Genomic DNA, 17852 nt, shown 5'->3' on the forward strand with positions numbered 1-17852 from the left:
ACAGCGAATGGCGTTTTCTCTATAAAAACGTCATAAAAATGGCGTTAAGCCGTTCGTCGGATAGATTTGAACTAAAATCATCAAAATACTGACACCATCAATGTGATATCACAGAATGCGCCCGACACCACATAACTAGAAAAATACGAGGTCAGCTCATTGCTGGCCTTTTTATCGCCTTTTAAAGCGCAAATCAGGTGGGGGGGCAGTGAGTGAGTCGGGCAGATGATATTTCAAAGCTATTCAACAAGCTGGGTGCCAACCCGAGCGGCTATCGCGAGATCGACTTTGTCCATGAGTTCATCGAGGACGAAATAGAGGTCCTGGAAGCCCCCGCAGTCACTCACGCTCCCCCTGTGATCGAAGCACCCTCGGCGCCGCTGCTGCGCCTGCTGGAGGAACTGAGCCAAGGTGAAGCCGACCACCTGCAGCCGCCCGAAGTGGTGGAAGGGCGGGACGGCCAGGTGTACTCCGAGCAATCCAGCCCTAAAGTCGTAGTGTTGGTCTCGGTCAAGGGTGGCGTTGGCCGCAGTACCCTGGCCGCCGCGATTGCCAGCGGTCTGCAGCGCCAGGGCCGCCCGGCGCTGGCCCTGGACCTGGACCCGCAAAACGCCCTGCGCCACCACCTGTGCCTGGGCCTGGACATGCCCGGCGTCGGCGCCACCAGCCTGCTCAACGAAAGCTGGGCCGCCCTGCCCGAGCGCGGTTTTGCCGGTTGCCGGCTGGTGGCATTCGGTGCCACTGACCACGAGCAACAGCACAGCCTCAATCGCTGGTTGGGCCAGGACAGCGAGTGGCTCAGCAAGCGATTGTCCGGCCTCAAGTTGAGCGGCCAGGACACCGTGATCATCGACGTCCCCGCCGGCAACACCGTCTACCTCAGCCAGGCCATGTCGGTCGCCGACGCTGTGCTGGTGGTCGTACAGCCGGACGTGGCCTCGTTCAGCACACTCGACCAGATGGACAGCCTGCTGGCGCCGCACCTCAAGCGCGCCAAACCGCCACAACGCTTCTACGTGATCAACCAGCTGGACGGTGCCCACCGCTTCAGCCTGGACATGGCCGAGGTGTTCAAGACCCGTCTGGGCGCTGCGTTGTTGGGGACTGTCCACCGTGACCCCGCATTCAGCGAAGCCCAGGCCTACGGGCGTGACCCCCTCGACCCAACCGTCAACAGTATCGGCAGCCAAGACGTCCACGCCCTGTGCCGCACCTTGCTCGAACACATCGACTCGGACCTTCCATGACCGACACTACGTCCTCCACGCCCTTCGTCGAAGGGCACGCCGAACAGCGCCTCAATGACGCCATCGCGCGCTTCAATCGGTGGCCTGCGGCGCTGCGTACGGTGCTGGTTGTCGCCAGTTGCGTGCTCGGCGCGCTGCTGTTGCTGGGCATTATCAGCGCGCCGCTCGATCTCTACAGCCAATGCCTGTTCGCCGGCGTGTGCTTCCTCGCGGTGCTGGTGCTGCGCAAGATCCCGGGGCGCCTGGCGATCCTCGCGCTGGTGGTGCTGTCGCTGGTGGCGTCGTTGCGCTACATGTTCTGGCGCCTCACCTCCACCCTCGGCTTTGAAACCTGGCTCGACATGTTCTTCGGCTACGGCCTGGTCGCGGCCGAGTTCTACGCCCTGGTCGTGCTCATCTTCGGCTACGTGCAAACCGCCTGGCCGCTGCGCCGCACGCCGGTATGGCTCAAGACCGAGCCGGAGGAGTGGCCGACGGTCGACGTGTTCATTCCCACCTATAACGAAGCGCTGAGCATCGTAAAACTGACCATCTTCGCCGCCCAGGCGATGGACTGGCCCAAGGACAAGCTGCGCGTCCACGTGCTCGATGACGGCCGTCGCGACGACTTCCGCGACTTCTGCCGCAAGGTCGGGGTGAACTACATCCGCCGCGACAACAACTTCCACGCCAAGGCCGGTAACCTCAACGAAGCGTTGAAAGTCACCGACGGCGAATACATCGCGCTGTTCGACGCCGACCACGTGCCGACGCGTTCCTTCCTGCAAGTGAGCCTGGGCTGGTTCCTCAAGGACCCGAAGCTGGCGATGCTGCAAACGCCGCACTTCTTCTTTTCGCCGGACCCGTTCGAAAAGAACCTCGATACCTTTCGCGCCGTACCCAACGAGGGTGAGCTGTTCTACGGCCTGGTGCAGGACGGCAACGACTTGTGGAACGCCACGTTCTTCTGCGGCTCCTGCGCCGTCATCCGCCGTGAGCCGCTGCTGGAAATCGGCGGCGTGGCCATCGAGACGGTGACCGAAGACGCCCACACCGCGCTCAAGCTCAACCGCCTGGGCTACAACACCGCTTACCTGGCTATCCCGCAGGCCGCGGGCCTGGCTACCGAAAGCCTGTCGCGCCATATCAACCAGCGGATTCGCTGGGCGCGAGGCATGGCGCAGATTTTCCGCACCGACAACCCGCTGCTGGGCAAGGGCCTGAAGTGGGGGCAGCGCATCTGCTATGCCAACGCCATGCTGCACTTCTTTTATGGGTTGCCGCGCCTGGTGTTCCTCACCGCGCCACTGGCCTACCTGATTTTCGGCGCCGAGATTTTCCACGCCTCGGCGCTGATGATCGTCGCCTACGTGCTGCCGCACCTGGTGCACTCCAGCCTGACCAACTCACGGATCCAGGGGCGTTTCCGTCACTCGTTCTGGAACGAGGTGTACGAGACCGTACTGGCCTGGTACATCCTGCCGCCGGTGCTGGTCGCGCTGGTCAACCCCAAGGCGGGTGGCTTCAACGTCACCGACAAGGGCGGCATCATCGACAAGCAGTTCTTCGACTGGAAACTCGCCCGCCCGTACCTGGTGTTGTTGGCGGTGAACCTGGTCGGCCTGGGCTTCGGTATCCACCAGTTGGTCTGGGGCGATGCGTCCACAGCCGTGACGGTGGCGATCAACCTGACCTGGACCCTCTACAACCTGATCATCACCAGTGCCGCCGTGGCCGTGGCCTCGGAAGCGCGTCAGGTACGTTCCGAGCCACGGGTCAGCGCCAAGCTGCCGGTGAGCATCATTTGTGCCGACGGCCGTGTGCTGGACGGCACTACCCAGGACTTCTCGCAAAACGGCTTCGGCCTGATGCTCAGCGATGGGCACTCGATCACCCGTGGCGAACGCGTGCAACTGGTGCTGTCGCGCAACGGCCAGGACAGCCTGTTCGATGCGCGCGTGGTGTTCAGCAAGGGCGCGCAGATCGGCGCCCAGTTCGAGCCTCTCAGCCTGCGCCAGCAAAGCGAACTGGTACGCCTGACCTTCTCCCGTGCCGATACCTGGGCCGCGAGTTGGGGCGCCGGCCAGCCGGACACACCGTTGGCGGCCCTGCGCGAAGTCGGCGCCATCGGCATCGGCGGTCTGTTCACCCTCGGCCGCGCCACCCTGCACGAACTGCGTCTGGCCTTGAGCCGCACCCCCACAAAACCGCTAGATACGCTGATGGACAAGCCATGACCTCGAAGATATTCGCTCGCCCTCATCCGCGCCGTGCACTCGCGCTGATGATCGCCTCGCTGATGGGCCTCAACACCCTGGCGCAAGCTGCCGAGCAAGCGGCTGCCACCGTGCCGGTACAAAGCACCGATAACGGCTACAGCCTGACGCTCAAGCAGTTGGGCCGTCGCGACACCATGAACCTGCAAGGCGTGGAGTCGTCCGACAGCGTCAACTTCGATATCCGTGCCGATGAAGTGGTGAAGGGCGCGCAACTGCTGCTCAAGTACAGCTACTCGCCGGCGCTGCTGGCGGACCTGTCGCAGATCAACGTGCTGGTCAACGGCGAAGTCGCCGCCAGCCTGGCGCTGCCTAAAGAAGGCGCGGGCACCCCGCAAGAGCAACTGGTGCAGATCCCGCCGAAGTTGATCACCGAGTTCAATCGCCTGAGCCTGCAGTTCATCGGCCACTACACCATGTCCTGCGAAGACCCGTTGCACAGCAGCCTGTGGGCCAAGATCAGCAACAGCAGCGAGCTGAAAGTGCAGGTCGAGCCGATCGTGCTCAAAGACGACCTGGCGGTGCTGCCGCTGCCGTTCTTCGACAAGCGCGACGCTCGCCAGGTGAGCCTGCCGTTCGTGTTTGCCACCGCGCCGGACAGCGCCGCACTGGAAGCCGCTGGCGCCTTGTCGTCGTGGATCGGCGGCCTCGCCAGCTACCGGGGCGCGACCTTCCCGACCACCCTCGGCGAGCTGCCGGCCAAAGGCAACGCCATCGTGCTGGTGCAAACCGCCGACGCGATGGACGTGCACGGTGTGGCCATCGCCAAGCCGACCGGCCCGACGCTGACCCTTATCGCCAACCCCAACGACGCCAACGGCAAGCTGCTGATCGTCACCGGGCGTGACGGCGAAGAGCTCAAGCGCGCCGCCAACGCGGTGGTGCTGGGCAACCCGGTGCTGGCCGGTAACAGCGTGGTCATCACCAAGCTTGACACCCTGGCACCGCGCCGCCCGTACGATGCGCCGAACTGGCTGCCAAGCAACCGCCCGGTACGCCTGGGCGAACTGATCGAACAGCAGAAACTCAGCGTGTCGGGCTACAACCCGGGCGCCATCAGCGTCGACATGCGCCTGCCGCCCGACCTGTTCAACTGGCGTGAAGAGGGCGTGCCGCTCAAGGTCAAATATCGCTACACGCCGCAGCAAGTGTCGACCAACTCCTCCCTGTTGATCGGCCTGAATGACCAGTTCATGAAGTCCGTGGCGTTGCCGTCGGTGGCCAACCTGGGCGGCGGCCAGACCCTGCTCGACCAGTTGAAGAAAGACGAAAGCCTGCCGCGTGAAGTGACCACGCTGTTGCCGATCAGCTCGGCATCGCCCAAATCCAAGCTGCAGCTGCGCTTCATGTACGACTACATCAAGGAAGGCGAATGCCGCGACATCATCGTCGACAACATGCGCGGTTCCATCGACCCGGATTCGACCCTCGACGTCACCGGCTACCAGCACTACATCGCCATGCCTAACCTGGGCGTGTTCAACGACTCTGGCTTCCCGTTCACCCGTCTGGCCGACCTGTCGGAATCCGCCGTGGTCATGCCCGACAACTACGGCACCGACGAGTTGACCGCCTACCTGACCGTGCTCGGTCGCTTCGGCGAAGCCACCGGCTACCCGGCCACCGCCGTCAAAGTGGTGCAGGCCAAGGACGTGCAGAGCGTTGCCGACAAAGACCTGCTGGTACTTGCCACCGCCGCCAACCAGCCGTTGCTCAAGCAGTGGCAGCAATACCTGCCGGCGACCAGTGATGGCGAGCAGCACCACTTCCTGCTGTCCGACCTGCCGCGTTATGTGCGCAGTTGGATCAGCCCCGACCCGGCGGCCAACCAGCATCCGGCCAACACCGGCATTACGTTCAAGGGCCTGAGCAACAGCACCTGGCTGGCCGGTTTCCAATCGCCGCTCAAATCGGGCCGCAGCGTGGTGCTGATCGCCAGCAACCAGCCGCAGGGCCTGCTGGAAGCCACCTCGGCGCTGATCGGCGGGGACGACTACAAAGACTCGATCCAGGGCAGCCTGGCCGTGGTGCAGGGCACAACCATCAGCTCGCTGGTCGGTGACGAGCAGTACTACGTCGGCAAGCTCAACTACTTCAAACTCATGCAGTGGCAACTGTCACAGAACCTGGGCTGGATGCTGTTGATCACCTTCCTCGGCCTGGCCGTGGTGACCAGCCTGGTCTACCTGTCGCTGCGCGCACGTGCAAAACGGCGGTTGGCATGAGCCTGCTCAAGCGTATGGCCCTGGCGACACTGGGCGCGATGATGTTGGCCGGCGGCGCCCAGGCGCAGACCTGTGACTGGCCGCTGTGGCAGAACTACGCCAAGCGCTTCGTGCAGGACGACGGCCGGGTGCTGAACTCGTCCATGAAGCCCACCGAGAGCAGTTCGGAAGGGCAGTCCTATGCGATGTTCTTCGCTCTGGTCGGCAACGATCGCGCGAGCTTCGACAAGCTGTGGACCTGGACCAAGGCCAACATGTCGGGCTCCGACATCGGCCAGAATCTGCCGGGTTGGTTGTGGGGTAAAAAAGCCGATAACACCTGGGGCGTGATCGACCAGAACTCCGCCAGCGACGCGGACTTGTGGATGGCCTACGCCTTGCTCGAAGCGGCCCGCGTGTGGAATGCACCGCAGTACCGCGCCGACGCACAGCTGTTGTTGGCCAACGTCGAACGCAACCTGATCGTGCGTGTGCCGGGCCTGGGCAAGATGCTGTTGCCGGGGCCTGTCGGCTATGTGCATCCGGGTGGCTTGTGGCGCTTCAACCCGAGCTACCAGGTGCTTGCGCAACTGCGTCGCTTCCAGAAAGAACGGCCGAACGGCGGCTGGAACGAAGTCGCCGAAAGCAATGCGCGGATGCTCGCCGACAGCGCCAGCAACCCCCATGGCCTTGCGGCCAACTGGGTTGGTTACCGCGCCACCAGCGCCAACACCGGGGTGTTCGTGGTCGATCCGTTCTCCGATGACCTGGGCAGCTACGATGCAATCCGCACGTATATGTGGGCCGGCATGACCGCCAAGGGCGATCCTTTGGCAGCGGCGATGCTCAAGTCGCTGGGGGGTATTTCCCGTGCGACGGCGGCGTCGGTCACCGGCTTCCCGCCGGAAAAAATCCACGTACTGACCGGCGAAGCCGAGAAAAACAACGGCTATACGCCGATGGGCTTCTCGGCCGCTACCTTGGCCTTCTTCCAGGCCCGCGGCGAAACCGCCCTGGCGCAATTGCAAAAAGCCAAGGTCGACGACGCGCTCAATAAAGCCCTGGCGCCCTCGGCGCCCGACAGTGCGCAGCCGATCTACTACGACTACATGCTCAGCCTGTTCGGCCAGGGCTTCGCCGATCAGAAGTACCGGTTTGAACAAGACGGTACGGTCAAACTTTCCTGGGAGGCAGCATGCGCCGTCACACGCTAGCCATTGCGATTCTCGCTGCCCTGGCTTCCACCGCCAGCCTCGCTGAAACCAGCGACCCACAGTCCTTGCTGATCGAGCAGGGCTACTACTGGCAGTCGAAAAAGAACCCCGAGCGCGCCCTGGAAACCTGGCAGAAACTCTTGAACCTGGCCCCGGAGCAACCGGACGCGTTGTACGGCATCGGTTTGATCCAGGTGCAGCAGAACCGCCCGGCCGAAGCCCGGAAGTACCTGGCCCGCTTGCAGGCGCTGAGCCCGGTGCCGCGCCAGGCGTTGCAGCTGGAGCAGGACATCACCGTGGCGGTGCCGGACAACGCCAGGTTGCTGGAGCAGGCCCGCGAGTTGGGTGAACCCGAGGACGAGCGCGAAAAGGCCGTGGCCCTGTACCGCCAGATTTTCCAGGGTCGCCAGCCCCAAGGCCTGATCGCCCGTGAGTACTACAACACCCTGGGTTTCACCGCCAAGGGCACCAATGAAGCCATCGCTGGCTTGCAGCGTTTGTCCCGTGAGCGGCCGAACGACCCGATCGTTGCGCTGTTCCTGGCCAAGCACCTGGCGCGTAACCCCGCCACGCGGCCGGACGGCATCCGGGCGCTGGCCAAGCTGGCACCGAACAACGACGTGGGCGGCAACGCCGATGAAACCTGGCGCTTTGCGCTGATCTGGCTCGGCCCGCCGAAGCCGGACCAGGTGGCGTTGTTCCAGCAATTCCTGACCGCGCACCCGGATGACACCGAGATCCGCGCCATCATGGAAAAAGGCATCGCCCAAGGCAAAGGCGGTGGTGCCTGGCAGCGTGATCCGCAGATGACCAAGGCCTTCAAGGCCCTGGACGATGGCGACCTGAAAACCGCCGAGCCCCTGCTGGCAGCGCGCCTCGCGCAAAAAACCAACGACGTCGATGCCCTCGGCGGCATGGGCGTGTTGCGTCAGCAGCAGGAACGCTACGGCGAAGCGGAAAACTACCTGGTCCAAGCCACGCGCTTGCCCGGTGGTGCGGCCTGGCAGTCGGCCTTGAACGATGTGCGCTACTGGAACCTGATCAGCCAGAGCCGTGACGCTCAGCGCGCCGGTCGCAGCGCCCAGGCCCGCGATCTGGTTGCCCAGGCCGAGCGCCTGAACCCGGGCCAGCCCGGCGCGGCTGTCGCATTGGCGGGCTTCCAGGCCCAGGACAATCAGTTCGAGGAAGCCGAAGCCGGCTACCGCAAGGTGCTGGCCCGTCACCCTGGCGACCCGGATGCCTTGAGCGGCTTGATCAACGTGTTGTCCCAGTCGGGCCAGCCGGACGAGGCCTTGAAGCTGATCGACTCGGTGTCGCCGGCCCAGCGCGCCAAGTTCGCGCCGAGCGTGAAAATCAACGCGCTGCGGGCGACTCAGGTCGGCAAGCTGGCCGAGCAACGTGGCGATTTGAAAGGTGCGCAAGCCGCTTACCGCCAGGCGCTCGACGCTGACCCGGAAAACCCCTGGACGCGCTTTGCCCTGGCACGCATGTACCTGCGTGACGGCCAGATCCGCGCCGCCCGTGCCTTGATTGACGGCTTGCTCAAGACCCAACCCAACCAGCCGGACGCGCTGTACACCAGCACCCTGCTGTCGGCGGAATTGAGCGAGTGGAAGCAGGCCGAAGCGACCTTGGGACGCATCCCCACGGCGCAGCGCACCGCCGACATGAACGAACTGGCGACCGATATCGCGCTGCACCAGCAGACCGACATCGCCATCGAGACCGCCCGCCGTGGCCAGCGCCCGGAAGCCCTGGCGTTGCTGGGGCGTTCCGAACCGCTGACCCGCAAGAAACCCGAGCGCGTGGCCGTGCTGGCCGCCGCCTATGTGGAAGTGGGCGCTGCACAGTACGGCCTGGACATGATGCAGAAGGTGGTGGAGAACAATCCCAACCCGACGGTCGACCAGAAGCTGCTGTACGCCAACGTGCTGCTCAAGGCCAACAAGTACAGCGCGGCGGGTGAGATCCTGCGCGAAGTGCAAGGCCAGCCGCTGACCGAGACCGGGCGCCAGCGCTACGACGATTTGATCTACCTGTACCGGGTTAAGCAGGCCGACGCCCTGCGTGAGAAAAACGACCTGGTGGCCGCCTACGACATGCTGTCACCGGCCCTGGCCCAGCGCCCGAACGATGCCTTGGGTGTCGGCGCCCTGGCGCGCATGTATGCCGACAGCGGCAACGGCAAAAAGGCTATGGAGCTGTATGCGCCGTTGATCCAGCAGAACCCCGACAATGCACGTCTGCAACTGGGCCTGGCGAACATCGCCCTGAAAGGTCGCGACCGTGACCTGGCACAACGCGCCACTGACAAGGCGTTGGCGCTGGAGCCGGGTAACCCGGAGATCCTCACCTCGGCGGCCGGTGTCTACCAAGGCCTGGGCAAAAACAGCGAAGCCGCTGAACTGCTGCGCAGGGCCCTGGTGATCGAGAACGCGATGAAGGCCAGGACCCAGGTGGCCCAGGCCGGCACCGAAGCCAAGTCGTCGAACCCGTTCGTGGGCTTGCCCGGCCAGCGTCGCCAGGTCACCGACCTGACCATCGCCGGTGCGGTGCCACCACCGATCGATGCGCCGACCAACAGCGTGACCTCCAACGCATTTGCGAGTGCAACGTCCAACGACCTGAGCGATCCGTTTGTTCCGCCGTCGAAAATCGCCTCCATCGACAGCCCCGAGCTGAGCCCGGCGCGTCGTGCGCTGGACACCATCCTGCGCGACCGTACCGGTCATGTGGTGCAAGGCTTGAGCGCGCGCAGCAACAACGGCGAAAAAGGCTTGAGCAAACTCACCGATATCGAAGCGCCGTTTGAAGCGCGCATGCCGGTCGGCGATAACACCGTGGCGCTGCGAGTGACGCCGGTGCATTTGAGTGCCGGCAGTGTCAGCGATGACGCTGCATCCCGCTTTGGCGGCGGCAAAGCCACCTCACCCCGCACCCAGAATGCGACCGGTGTGGGCTTGGCCGTGGCTTTCGAGAACCCGGATGAAGGCCTCAAGGCCGACGTCGGCGTCAGCCCACTGGGCTTCCTCTACAACACCATCGTCGGTGGGGTGAGCGTGTCGCGTCCGTTCGAGGCCAATTCGAATTTCCGTTACGGCGCGAATATCTCGCGGCGCCCGGTCACCGACAGCGTCACGTCCTTCGCCGGTTCCAAAGACGGTGATGGCTATAAATGGGGCGGTGTGACCGCCAACGGCGGACGGGGTGAGTTGAGCTACGACAACCAGAAGCTGGGCGTCTACGGTTACGGCTCCCTGCACCAACTGATGGGTAACCACGTTGACGACAACACCCGCATGGAGCTGGGCAGCGGCATCTACTGGTACCTGCGCAATAACCCGCAGGACACGCTGACCCTGGGTGTCAGTGCCTCGGCGCTGAGCTTCAAGGAGAACCAGGACTTCTACACCTATGGCAACGGCGGCTACTTCAGCCCGCAGCGTTTCTTCTCCCTGGGCGTGCCGATCCGGTGGGCGCAGAGCTTCGATCGCTTCAGCTACCAGGTAAAAAGTTCGGTGGGTGTGCAGTATATCGGCCAAGATAGCGCGGACTTTTTCCCGGGCCGCAAAGACCTGGGTACCCAGGAGTACAAAAGCTCGGATAAAACCGGCATCGGCTACAGCTTCAATGCCGCCGCCGAATATCGCCTCAGCTCGCGCTTCTACCTGGGTGGCGAGATCGGTGTCGACAACGCCCAGGACTACCGCCAGTACGCCGGTAATGCTTACCTGCGCTACTTGTTCGAAGACCTGAGCGGGCCGATGCCCTTGCCGGTCAGCCCTTACCGTTCCCCTTATTCCAACTGATTAAATCGGAGTCATTCATGCCTGTTTCTGCGATTGCCGGCCTGACCATGCTGGTATTGGGCGAAAGTCATATGAGCTTTCCCGATTCGTTGCTCAACCCGCTGCAAGACAACCTCACCCAGCAAGGCGCGGTGGTTCACTCCATCGGTGCGTGCGGTGCCGGCGCGGCGGATTGGGTGGTGCCGAAAAAAGTCGAGTGCGGCGGCGAGCGCATGCCCACCGGCAAGGCTGTGATCTATGGCAAGAACGCCATGAGCACCACGCCGATCAAAGACCTGATCGCCAAGGACAAGCCCGACGTGGTTGTGTTGATCATCGGCGACACCATGGGCTCCTACACCAACCCGGTGTTCCCCAAAGCCTGGGCCTGGAAAAGCGTGACCTCGCTGACCAAGGAAATCGCCGCCACCGGCACCAAGTGCGTGTGGGTCGGCCCGCCATGGGGCAAGGTCGGTTCGCAGTACAAGAAGGACGACACCCGCACCAAGCTGATGTCGTCGTTCCTGGCCAGCAACGTGGCGCCGTGCACTTACATCGACTCGCTGACCTTCTCCAAGCCGGGCGAGTGGATCACCACCGACGGCCAGCACTTCACCATCGACGGCTACCAGAAGTGGGCCAAGGCGATCGGGACAGCCTTGGGTAACCTGCCGCCATCGGCCTACGGTAAAGGAAGCAAATAATGAAGCGAATGACCCTGGGCCTGGCGACCTTGCTCGCCAGCGTCAGCGCCTACAGTGCCGACATCCCGCTGTATCCGACCGGTCCGGAGCAAGACGCAGCGTTCCTGCGTTTTGCCAACGGCACCCCGGGCGAATTGAAGCTGGTGGCGGACGGTTCCAAGGCCAGCTTGGTCCTGAGCGGCGACAAAGCCGTGTCGGTGTTCCTGCCGGTGGTCGGCGGCGACAAGCCGATCAAGGGCGTCTTGAGCAGCGGCGGCAAAAACGCGGATTTCTCGGTGAACGTCGCGCCGGGTGAGTTCGCCACAGTGGTCGCATTGGTCGACGCCAAGGGCGCCACGCGCCAGCTGGTGGTGCGCGAAGTGCCGGACGACTTCAATGCGCTCAAGGCCTCCCTGGCCTTTATCAACGCCGACGCCAGCTGCGCCGACGCCAGCCTGGAAGCCGTGGCGCAAAAGGCCGAGTTGTTCAAGAAGGTCGCTGAAGGTGCGGTGCAGCGGCGCATGATCAACCCGGTAGAACTGTCGGTGCAGCTCAAATGCGCCGGCGCGCCGGTCGGTCAGCCGCTGGCGTTCACGCTCAAGGCGGGCGAGCGCTACAGCGTATTGGCCGTTCCTTCAGATAAAGGCTCGAAGTTGCTGTTCGCCTCTGACGCACTCGCTAACTGATCGGGCCCGACACCACCATGGTCTTTGCCTCACTCGAATTCCTCACGCTGTTCCTGCCGGCCTTCCTGTTGATCTACGCGCTGGCTCGTCCGAGCTGGCGCAACGTCATCCTGCTGATCGGCAGTTGGCTGTTCTACGGCTGGTTGAGCCCGTTGTTCCTGTTCCTGCACATGGTGTTGACCGTGGTGGCATGGGTCGGCGGCTTGCTGGTGGACCGCTCCCGTGAGGATGGCAAAGGCCGGGTGCGCCTGTTGATCGCATTGATCGTGTTCAACACGGCGGTGCTGTGTTGGTACAAGTACGCCAACATCGTCGCCGGCACGGTGAGCGAGGTGATCACCTGGTACGGCGCGATGCCGCTGGACTGGCAGCGTGTGGCCTTGCCGGCCGGCTTGTCGTTCATCGTATTGCAGGCGATTTCCTACCTGGTGGATGTGCACCGGCATACGGTGCCGGTGGAGCGCAGCTTCATCAACTACGCCACCTATATCTCGATGTTCGGGCACTCGATTGCCGGCCCGATCATCCGTTACGACTGGGTTCGCCGCGAGCTGAACCAGCGGTATTTCAACTGGGCGAATTTCTCCCTGGGCGCGCGGCGCTTCATGATCGGCATGGGCATGAAAGTGCTGGTGGCCGACACCCTGTCGCCGCTGGTGGACATCGCCTTCCACCTGGAACACCCCAGCCTGGTGGACGCCTGGATCGGTTGCCTGGCGTATTCGCTGCAACTGTTCTTCGACTTCGCCGGCTACAGCGCCATGGCCATCGGCCTGGGCCTGATGCTGGGCTTCCACTTCCCGGAAAACTTCAATCGGCCGTACCTGGCCAGCAGCATCCAGGATTTCTGGCGGCGCTGGCACTTGTCGTTGTCCAGCTGGTTGCGCGACTACCTGTACATCGCCCTGGGCGGGAACCGCGACGGCGTGTGGCGCACCTATCGCAACCTGTTCCTGACCATGGCGATTGCCGGGTTGTGGCACGGCGGCGACAGCTGGAATTACCTGTTGTGGGGTTCGGCCCATGGCGTGGCGCTGTGTGTCGACCGCGCCTGGTCGCGATCGAGCCTGCCGAGCCTTCCGCCGGTGTTGTCGCACGTCCTGACCTTGCTGTTTGTGTGCCTGGCCTGGACCTTGTTCCGTGCGCCGGACTTCCACTCGGCACTGACCATGTACGCCGGCCAGTTCGGCCTGCATGGCATGGCCTTGGGTGACGCGATGGCCGTGGCCATGCGCCCGGCCCATGGCATGGCCACGCTGTTGGGCCTGGTCTGCATCATCGCGCCAATCTGGCAGGTGCGTTGTGAACAGCGCTTCGGCACCCAACCGTGGTTTGTGCTGGCGGCTTCGCTGTGGCCGGTGGCCGGGTTTGTGTTGTCGTTCGCGCTGATCGCCAGCCGTGACGCCGTACCGTTTCTGTACTTTCAGTTCTAAGGACGCCCGACCATGCCTGCTCCTACCGCGCCGACGCCTCCGAGTGAACTGGCCGTTCGCACCAGCCCCCTGGCGGCCTGGGTGCTGGTGCCCTTCCTGGCGGCGGGGCTGTTGTCATGCGCCTGGCTGATGGTGAAGGGACCGATCAGCTATATGCCGGCCAAGGTCGACAGCGACATGCTGCTGCACGGCGACCTGACCCACCGTTTTGCCAAGGAACTGGCCAAGGCGCCGATGGCAATCCAGGCCGCCAACCTGGAGCGCGGCGGCAGCTGGCTGGCGTTCGGTGACACCGGGCCGCGGGTACGGCGAGGTTGCCCGGGCTGGCTGTTTATCAGTGATGAACTGCGCATCAACCGGCATGCCGAGGCCAATGCCCAGACCAAGGCCCAGGCGGTGATCGACCTGCAAAAACAACTGGGTCAAAAAGGCATCGACCTGCAAGTGGTGGTGGTGCCGGACAAGAGCCGCATCGCCGCTGCCGAACGCTGTGGCCTGTACCGCCCGGCGGTGCTCGACGGCCGCATTCAGTACTGGACCAAACGGCTGCAAGCTGCCGGCGTTTCCGCGCTGGACCTGACCGACACTTTGAAACCCCTGGGCGCCGAAGCCTACCTGCGCACCGATACCCACTGGAGCGAAATCGGTTCCAACGCCGGCGCACAGGCGCTCGCGCAGCGCATCCAGCAGCGTGGCATCAAGGCCACGCCGGAGCAGACGTTCGATATCACCCAGGCGCCGCTCGCCGTACGCCCGGGAGACCTGGTGCGCCTGGCCGGTCTGGATTGGTTGCCGCCCACGTTGCAGCCGCCGGGGGAGTCGGTCGCGGCCAGCAGCGCCCATGAAACCGGCGGCGCGACCAGCAATGCCGACGACCTGTTTGGCGACGCTGGCCTGCCCAATGTGGCGCTGATCGGCACCTCGTTTTCGCGCAACTCCAACTTTGTCGGCTTCCTGCAAAAAGCCCTGAACGCGCCGGTCGGCAATTTCAGCAAGGACGGGGGCGAGTTCTCGGGGGCGGCCAAGGCCTATTTCGAAAGCCCGGCCTTCAAGCAAACACCGCCCAAGTTATTGATTTGGGAGATTCCGGAGCGGGACCTGCAAACGCCCTACGATGCGATCACGGTTGGTCAGTAATTTGACGATTTGCCGTTTGTCTAAAAAATAGACAGCTTTCTCATCAAAATAATGACACCTTTGCGTGCCTGAAGCAGACTGGCTTGCACTAGGGCGACCACAAAAAGACCTGCGGTAAGCAGTCGTATCAGCTGACCTTTTCACGTCTTTGGGCTTCGCCGTGATGAGGGGTCAGCTATGAGCATTACCAATGGTCTTTTAGCCTTGCTCGGCAAGGACATCTGCCAGGATGAGCGCGGCAAGGAGGCGCGGATGCATTTCTTCGGCAGTATTCCCCGCGCGGATGATGTTGCCGTCAGCCACGACGCAGACACCGTGCCCCTCAAGCCAAAAGTGGTGGCGCTGGTGTCGATCAATGGCGGCGTCGGCCGCAGTACCCTGGCCACTGCCTTGAGCAGTGGTCTGCAGCGTCAGGGCGAGTCCGTCGTGGCCCTGGACCTGGACCCGCAGAACGCCTTGCATCTTCACTTCGGCGTGAGTCCGGCGTTGCCGGGCATCGGGCGTACCAGTCTGGAACATGGGCCATGGAACCCGCTTCAACAGCTCAGCTTCGCCGGCTGCCAGGTAATCCCCTTTGGCGAAATCGACATCCCACAGCAGGAAAGCCTGGAGCGCTGGCTCAAGCAGGAGCCGCGCTGGCTGGCTCAACACCTGGCAGCCCTCGACTTGAGTGCGCGACAGACAGTGATCATCGACACACCTGCCGGTAACAACATCTACTTCCATCAAGCGCTGAGTGTCGCCGATGTGGTGCTGGTCATTGTGCAGGCAGACGCTGCATGCCTGGGCACCCTCGACCATCTGGATGCACTGCTTGCCCCGCACCTTGAAAGTGGACACGCGCCTCGCGTGCACGTGGTTATCAACCAAGTGGATGAAAGGAATGCTTTCTGCCTGGACATGATCGAGGCCTTTACCCAGAGGCTGGGGAAAGAGGCGCTGCAGGTGCATCGCGACATGCGGATCCATGAAGCGCTGGCTTCTGGTGACGACCCGGTGGAAAGCGCAGAGAAGGGCCTGGCGGGTGACGATATCAACGATCTTTGCCAGCTGTTGAAGGCGCCAAACACCCGGGCATAAAGCGCTGGTTATACGCTTGACCCCAGATGCTTATGCACAATCGGTTGGATGCACCTGTCACCCAACAGCCATTTTGTGGAGCTGTTCTCATCACGCTGCAACTGCCTGTTTTGCGTGCATTTTATTTTGTGAACAAAAAATGACCAGTACGGCTTTTGGCCTGTAGCGCAGATGCCTACAAGCTCCGTAAAGAATCCATCAACAGAGTTATCCACAGGCTGCACTGCGACAATTTTGCCCTCTAATCGCGCTGGGCAAGCACCATCAAGTTGCGCGGCGTCAGTGCAGGATCGCAGAAGGTGCCTACGTCGACCTTGTAGCCGTTCTCACCGAGAAACAACGCCCGATCCAGCACCAGCCACACCTCAAGCGGGCGCCGAAACAGACCACGCACCAATTCCAGGTTTCTCACCTCAGCCAGGCGGCGCCAGCCGTGGGCCTCCAGTGCCGCCCAATCCTGTTCACCTGTGGATAACCCTTTGAGGTTCGCCAGCTCCCGGCAGTAATCGGCGAAGGACTTGTCCAGCCAACGGGCAGGCAGGGACGGTGTGGGCAGGTATTCGTCGAGGCCGCGCAGTTCGCGTTGCAGTTGGTCGAAACCCAGGCGCCGTGCCATGGACGTATCGCGTTGCAAGCGCACGCGTTTGCCAGCGGTGACGGTTTCGCTCAGCGGCAGGCCGAGGTCATCGATGGACAGTTGCAGGGTTGAAGCACGGCCTGCGTTGGACAGTGGCTGGTAGGTGTCGGCAGTGATGCGGTTGTAGCAGCATGGCGCCAGCGCCAGCTGCTTGCAGCCGACCGCGCTGGCCAGTTGCAGCAGGCGCACATGCAGGTCGCCACAGGCGTGCAGGGCGACGGGGGTGTGTTCGGCGTGGATCGCCACATCGGCCATCACATCTTGCAAGCGATGGGTGGCGGACAGGCCATGGTGATCGCTCAAGGCCTGGCCTGCCGCGATCAGTGCCGGGTCGTATTCCAGGCAGGTCAGGGCCTGATCGGCTTGCAACAGCCGGCGACCTAGGTGGCCCTTGCCTGAACACCAGTCCAGCCAGTGTGTGGGGGCTTGCGCAAACTGCAGCGCACTGCCGAAGGCTTCAATCTGTTCCCACTTGCGGCCCGGAACATCGACGTTCAGGCGGTGACGAGCAGGAGCCAGGGGTTGCGTCGGTAACTTATCCACAGCACTGAGCGCGCGAGCGTGCGCGGCGAGTTGCGCAAAAGGCGCCGGTGCCGGCAGGTCATGGGGGTGGTTGTGACAGGTTTCGGCATCGTCCAGCGAGCGTTGCCGCAGCCACTGGGCGAGTTCGGGGTGCTGGGTTTCCCAGGGCAAGTGCAGATGAGTAAAGGGCCGTGGTTTCCACAGCCCTTGGTGCTCGATCAGGAACGCATCCAGCGCCTGGAAGCGTGCCTCAACGTCCTTGGCAGGCATCGACGCGCAGCCAGCGTTCCAGCAGTTTGAAGGCGCGTACCAGCACGTAGGCCATCAACAGGTAGAACAGGCCCGCAGCGAAGAAAATCTCTACCGGCAAGTAGGTACGGGCAATGATGGTCCGTGCCATGCCGGTCAATTCCAGCAGAGTAACGGTACTGGCCAGGGCGCTGGCCTTGAGCATCAGGATCACTTCGTTGCTGTACGCCGGCAGGCCGATGCGCGAGGCACGCGGCAGGATGATGTAGAACAGCGTCTTCGGCCTGGACATGCCCAGGGCTCGTGCCGCTTCGATCTCGCCGGGCGGGATGGCCTGGATGGCGCCGCGCAGGATCTCGGCGATATAGGCGGCGGTGTGCAGGGTCATGGTGGCGGTGGCGCACCAGAACGGATCGCGCAGGTAGGGCCACATGAAGCTCTCGCGCACTGAATCGAACTGCGCCAGGCCGTAGTACACCAGGAACAACTGCACCAGCAGCGGCGTGCCACGGAAGAAGAAAATATAGGCGTAGGGCAGGGCGCTGACGTACCAGCGGCGCGAGGAACGGGCGATGCCCAGCGGGATCGCCAGCAGCAGGCCGGCGATCACCGCAATGGCCACCAGCTCCAGGGTCAGAATGGCGCCCTGGGCCAACTTGGGCAGCCACTTGATGATCACGGACCAGTTCAGGCCCAGGTCGAAATGCGCCAGCCAGC

12 protein-coding genes are annotated in these 17852 nt (G+C 63.2%); 10 read left to right on the top strand and 2 right to left on the bottom strand.

Annotated elements, in window-relative coordinates:
• Positions 1–212 precede the first annotated feature (212 nt).
• From bcsQ (BM017_RS16210) to bcsQ (BM017_RS16255), 10 genes are all read left to right on the top strand, one after another.
• Positions 213–1247, top strand: coding sequence for a cellulose biosynthesis protein BcsQ (gene bcsQ / locus BM017_RS16210; protein WP_371914408.1), 1035 nt, complete (start codon positions 213–215; stop codon positions 1245–1247).
• Positions 1244–3463 carry a UDP-forming cellulose synthase catalytic subunit gene (bcsA, locus tag BM017_RS16215; RefSeq protein WP_092246227.1) on the top strand — a complete coding sequence of 740 codons (2220 nt, stop codon included), beginning with the start codon at positions 1244–1246 and terminating at the stop codon, positions 3461–3463. Before bcsQ (BM017_RS16210) ends, bcsA begins: the two co-directional genes overlap by 4 nt.
• Positions 3460–5727 carry a cellulose biosynthesis cyclic di-GMP-binding regulatory protein BcsB gene (gene bcsB / locus BM017_RS16220; protein WP_092246230.1) on the top strand — a complete coding sequence of 756 codons (2268 nt, stop codon included), beginning with the start codon at positions 3460–3462 and terminating at the stop codon, positions 5725–5727. The genes bcsA and bcsB overlap by 4 nt, the downstream gene beginning before the upstream one ends.
• Positions 5724–6920 (top strand): cellulose synthase complex periplasmic endoglucanase BcsZ, encoded by a 1197-nt coding sequence (gene bcsZ / locus BM017_RS16225; protein WP_092246233.1) that lies wholly within the window; start codon positions 5724–5726, stop codon positions 6918–6920. Before bcsB ends, bcsZ begins: the two co-directional genes overlap by 4 nt.
• Entirely contained in the window at positions 6902–10729 is a 3828-nt protein-coding gene (locus tag BM017_RS16230) for a cellulose biosynthesis protein BcsC (RefSeq protein WP_092246236.1), read from the top strand. The genes bcsZ and BM017_RS16230 overlap by 19 nt, the downstream gene beginning before the upstream one ends.
• A 17-nt stretch (positions 10730–10746) precedes the next feature.
• Positions 10747–11412, top strand: a complete 666-nt coding sequence (locus tag BM017_RS16235; protein ID WP_071492442.1) for an SGNH/GDSL hydrolase family protein — start codon at positions 10747–10749, stop codon at positions 11410–11412.
• Positions 11412–12077, top strand: coding sequence for a cell division protein FtsQ (locus tag BM017_RS16240; protein WP_092246239.1), 666 nt, complete (start codon positions 11412–11414; stop codon positions 12075–12077). Before BM017_RS16235 ends, BM017_RS16240 begins: the two co-directional genes overlap by 1 nt.
• Positions 12078–12094: 17 nt before the next feature.
• Entirely contained in the window at positions 12095–13510 is a 1416-nt protein-coding gene (locus BM017_RS16245; protein WP_092246242.1) for an MBOAT family O-acyltransferase, read from the top strand.
• 12 nt (positions 13511–13522) lie between these two features.
• Positions 13523–14647 (top strand): alginate O-acetyltransferase AlgX-related protein, encoded by a 1125-nt coding sequence (locus BM017_RS16250; RefSeq protein ID WP_092246245.1) that lies wholly within the window; start codon positions 13523–13525, stop codon positions 14645–14647.
• A 177-nt stretch (positions 14648–14824) separates the two neighbouring features.
• Positions 14825–15727, top strand: coding sequence for a cellulose biosynthesis protein BcsQ (gene bcsQ, locus BM017_RS16255; RefSeq protein WP_092246248.1), 903 nt, complete (start codon positions 14825–14827; stop codon positions 15725–15727).
• Between the two features lie 241 nt (positions 15728–15968).
• Here the strand turns inward: bcsQ (BM017_RS16255) and BM017_RS16260 are convergent, their stop codons facing one another.
• Together BM017_RS16260 and BM017_RS16265 are read right to left on the bottom strand one after the other, a co-directional pair.
• On the bottom strand, positions 15969–17156 hold the full coding sequence (locus tag BM017_RS16260; RefSeq protein WP_092246251.1) for a methyltransferase: 1188 nt from the start codon (positions 17154–17156) through the stop codon (positions 15969–15971).
• The gene (locus tag BM017_RS16265) at positions 17137–17826 is read right to left on the bottom strand and encodes an ABC transporter permease (RefSeq protein ID WP_092246670.1); all 690 of its coding nucleotides are present in this window, start codon (positions 17824–17826) and stop codon (positions 17137–17139) included. The genes BM017_RS16260 and BM017_RS16265 overlap by 20 nt, the downstream gene beginning before the upstream one ends.
• Positions 17827–17852 lie beyond the last annotated feature (26 nt).

This window comes from Pseudomonas sp. NFPP04 (assembly GCF_900113815.1).
Classification (GTDB): Bacteria; Pseudomonadota; Gammaproteobacteria; order Pseudomonadales; family Pseudomonadaceae; genus Aquipseudomonas; species Aquipseudomonas extremorientalis.

What these genes read in the sequence shown, in the direction of transcription:
- bcsA (WP_092246227.1), top strand. Translation starts at nt 1,244, where the DNA reads ATGACCGACACTACGTCCTCCACGCCCTTCGTCGAAGGGCACGCCGAA.
- bcsB (WP_092246230.1), top strand. Translation starts at nt 3,460, where the DNA reads ATGACCTCGAAGATATTCGCTCGCCCTCATCCGCGCCGTGCACTCGCG.
- bcsZ (WP_092246233.1), top strand. Translation starts at nt 5,724, where the DNA reads ATGAGCCTGCTCAAGCGTATGGCCCTGGCGACACTGGGCGCGATGATG.
- BM017_RS16230 (WP_092246236.1), top strand. Translation starts at nt 6,902, where the DNA reads ATGCGCCGTCACACGCTAGCCATTGCGATTCTCGCTGCCCTGGCTTCC.
- BM017_RS16235 (WP_071492442.1), top strand. Translation starts at nt 10,747, where the DNA reads ATGCCTGTTTCTGCGATTGCCGGCCTGACCATGCTGGTATTGGGCGAA.
- BM017_RS16240 (WP_092246239.1), top strand. Translation starts at nt 11,412, where the DNA reads ATGAAGCGAATGACCCTGGGCCTGGCGACCTTGCTCGCCAGCGTCAGC.
- BM017_RS16245 (WP_092246242.1), top strand. Translation starts at nt 12,095, where the DNA reads ATGGTCTTTGCCTCACTCGAATTCCTCACGCTGTTCCTGCCGGCCTTC.
- BM017_RS16250 (WP_092246245.1), top strand. Translation starts at nt 13,523, where the DNA reads ATGCCTGCTCCTACCGCGCCGACGCCTCCGAGTGAACTGGCCGTTCGC.
- bcsQ (WP_092246248.1), top strand. Translation starts at nt 14,825, where the DNA reads ATGAGCATTACCAATGGTCTTTTAGCCTTGCTCGGCAAGGACATCTGC.
- BM017_RS16260 (WP_092246251.1), bottom strand. Translation starts at nt 17,156, where the DNA reads ATGCCTGCCAAGGACGTTGAGGCACGCTTCCAGGCGCTGGATGCGTTC.